Origin of the sequence: Streptomyces sp. UNOC14_S4 (assembly GCF_020740835.1) — a bacterium.
Classification (GTDB): Bacteria; Actinomycetota; Actinomycetes; order Streptomycetales; family Streptomycetaceae; genus Streptomyces.
The window spans coordinates 1-2,859 of the sequence record NZ_JAINFC010000723.1 but is presented as its reverse complement, the minus strand read 5'-3'; the positions used below and the strand labels follow the sequence as shown (position 1 = coordinate 2,859).

General features: G+C 68.9%; 3 protein-coding genes. 2 read left to right on the top strand and 1 reads right to left on the bottom strand.

All coding sequences use genetic code 11. The features are described 5' to 3' along the window. Positions 1 to 101 precede the first annotated feature (101 nt). The gene (locus K6I34_RS34910; RefSeq protein ID WP_229332049.1) at positions 102 to 656 is read left to right on the top strand and encodes a peroxiredoxin; all 555 of its coding nucleotides are present in this window, start codon (positions 102 to 104) and stop codon (positions 654 to 656) included. An 11-nt stretch (positions 657 to 667) separates the two neighbouring features. Continuing rightward, positions 668 to 1,201: an alkyl hydroperoxide reductase gene (locus tag K6I34_RS34905; RefSeq protein WP_229332048.1), complete on the top strand. Its 534-nt coding sequence runs from the start codon at positions 668 to 670 to the stop codon at positions 1,199 to 1,201. 228 nt (positions 1,202 to 1,429) lie between these two features. On the opposite strand, the gene K6I34_RS34900 is transcribed toward K6I34_RS34905, so the two are convergent. Further along, the gene (locus K6I34_RS34900; RefSeq protein WP_229332050.1) at positions 1,430 to 2,692 is read right to left on the bottom strand and encodes an AI-2E family transporter; all 1,263 of its coding nucleotides are present in this window, start codon (positions 2,690 to 2,692) and stop codon (positions 1,430 to 1,432) included. Between the last annotated feature and the right edge of the window lie 167 nt (positions 2,693 to 2,859).

The following is a 2,859-nucleotide window of genomic DNA, read 5'->3' as shown; positions in this document are numbered from 1 at the left end:
GTCTAGCTATTTCCCTTATCAATGGCCTCTGTGGCACTGTTGCTCTCGTCCAATCCCCGCAGGAAGCTCCGCCCCGGTCTTCCTCGATGCAAGGAGAGCGCGTGCTCACTGTTGGTGACCAGTTCCCCCAGTACGACCTGACCGCCTGTGTGGACCTCGACGCCGACAAGGCGTTCGCGCAGATCGACAACAAGTCCTACGAGGGCAAGTGGCGGGTCGTCTTCTTCTGGCCCAAGGACTTCACCTTCGTCTGCCCGACCGAGATCGCCGCGTTCGGCCAGCTGAACGACGAGTTCGCCGACCGTGACGCCCAGATCCTCGGCGTCTCCGGTGACTCCGAGTTCGTGCACCACGCCTGGCGCAAGGACCACAAGGACCTCCGCGACCTGCCCTTCCCGATGCTGGCCGACGCCAAGCACGAGCTGATGCAGGCCTGTGGCGTCGAGGGCGAGGACGGCTACGCCCAGCGCGCCGTCTTCATCGTGGACCCGAACAACGAGATCCAGTTCGTCATGGTGACCGCCGGCTCCGTCGGCCGTAACCCCAAGGAGGTCCTGCGGGTCCTCGACGCCCTGCAGACGGACGAGCTGTGCCCCTGCAACTGGAACAAGGGCGAGGAGACCCTCGACGCCGTCAAGCTCCTCGCGGGCGAGTGAGCTGATCCTCCATGGCGCTCGATGAACTGAAGTCCGCGATACCGGACTTTGCCAAGGACCTGAAGCTGAACCTCGGCTCGGTCATCGGCAACTCCGACCTGCCGCAGCAGCAGCTGTGGGGCACCGTCCTCGCCTGCGCGATCGCGACCCGTTCGCCGATCGTGCTGCGGGAGCTGGAGCCGCAGGCCAAGGAGAACCTCTCCCCCGAGGCGTACACCGCTGCCAAGTCCGCCGCCGCCATCATGGCGATGAACAACGTCTACTACCGGACCCGGCACCTGCTGTCGGACCCGGAGTACGGCAACCTGCGCGCGGGTCTGCGGATGAACGTCATCGGCAACCCCGGCGTGGAGAAGGTCGACTTCGAGCTGTGGTCGCTGGCGGTCTCCGCCATCAACGGCTGCGGCATGTGCCTCGACTCGCACGAGCAGGTCCTCCGCAAGGCGGGCGTCTCGCGCGAGACGATCCAGGAGGCGTTCAAGATCGCCGCTGTCCTCCAGGCAGTGGGCGCGACGCTCGACTCCGAGGCCGTCCTCAACGGCTGACGCTCCGCGTCACCCATGCAAAAGGGTCTGCCCCGGTCTTCGAAAGAAGACCGGGGCAGACCCTTTTGAGCAGGGCGCCTCGCAAGGGGCGCGGGGCTGTGTTGTATTTGCGGCTCCGCCGCGCGGGCGCGCCCCGTCAGGGGCGCGGGGAACTGCGCGACCAGCCACAACGCACCCGCAGCCGCGCACCGGGCCCGGGCGGCAGCTCAGTAGGCGCTACCGCGAGCGCTACCGCGAAACAGAAGGCGGCGGCGAGCCCTCCGTCTCCGGACCCCCGTGGAGAGCCGGGCTCTCAGCCCGGCTCTCCCTCGCATGGGACCGCAGATAACCCACGACCGTATTCGTGACGGCGACCAGCGGAACCGCCACCACCGCCCCGCCGATGCCCGCGATCAGCGAGCCCGCGGCCACGGAGAGGACCACCGCGAGCGGGTGCACCCGCACCGCGCGGCCCAGGATGAACGGCTGCAGGATGTGGCCCTCGATCTGCTGCACCGCCAGGACCACCACGAGCACCATCGCCGCCGTGAACGGGTCCCGCGTCACCAGCGCCACGACCACCGCGAGCGCCCCGGAGACGACGGCGCCCACCAGCGGGATGAAGGCGAAGAGGAAGATGAACACGGCCAGCGGCACCGCCAGCGGCACATCGAGGAAGAACAGCCCTATGCCGATGAAGATCGCGTCTATCAGGGCCACTATCACCGTGCCGCGCACATAGGCGGTCAGCGTCGCCCAGGCACGCGGGCCGGCGCCCTCGACCCCTTCGCGCGCCGCCGCCGGGAACAGCTTCAGCAGCCAGCTCCAGATCTTGGGGCCGTCGTAGAGCAGGAAGAGCGTGCTGAACATCGCGAGCACGATGCCCGTGAGCACCTCGATGATGACCTGCACGCCCTCGATGCTGGCGTTGGTGATGTCCTTGGTGTTGCTGCCGAGCGCCTGGCTGAGGTTGTCGGCGATGTTGTTGATCTGGTCCTGGGTGACATGGAACGGACTGTTGAGCAGCCAGTGCTTGAAGTCCTTGATGCCCTGCTGCACCTGTGAGGTCAGGTTGTCGATGTTCTCCGTGACCTGCCAGACCACGAACCAGCCGACCAGGCCCATGATCACAAAGCCCGAGATGAAGGTCAGGGCGGTGGCCAGGCCCCTGGGCACACCGTGCCGCTTGAGCCAGGCGACCGTGGGCTGGAGGAGCGCCGTGATCAGCAGGCCCGCGGTGAAGGCGAGCACCACCAGCTCCACCGCGCTGATCACCCGCATCAGCACCCACAGCGCCCCGGCGAGTATCAGCAGCCGCCAGCCCACCTCGGCGGCGACCCGTACGCCCCACGGCACGGCGGCCGCGGGATCGTGATCGGCGGGCGACGGTGCACCGGACCCCGGCCCGGCGGCCCCGGCCCCAGTCACCCCAGTCCCAGTCGACCCGGACACAGCCGACCCGGGCGCGACAGCCCCCGGCGCGACGGACTCCGGCACGGCTGACTCCGGCATGACGGGCTCCGTCACGGCGACGGCCTCCCTCTCGGCTTCCGCTGCGGACCCGGGGGCCCCGGCTCGTGCGGACGCGGTGGCCCGTGCCGACTCGGGAGCCCCGCTCCGTACGGCCGCGGGGGACGGCGCGGACTCCGGTCCGCCTTCGGCGGCGGTCGCCTGCGGGG

What these genes read in the sequence shown, in the direction of transcription:
- K6I34_RS34905 (WP_229332048.1), top strand. Translation starts at nt 668, where the DNA reads ATGGCGCTCGATGAACTGAAGTCCGCGATACCGGACTTTGCCAAGGAC.
- K6I34_RS34900 (WP_229332050.1), bottom strand. Translation starts at nt 2,692, where the DNA reads ATGCCGGAGTCAGCCGTGCCGGAGTCCGTCGCGCCGGGGGCTGTCGCG.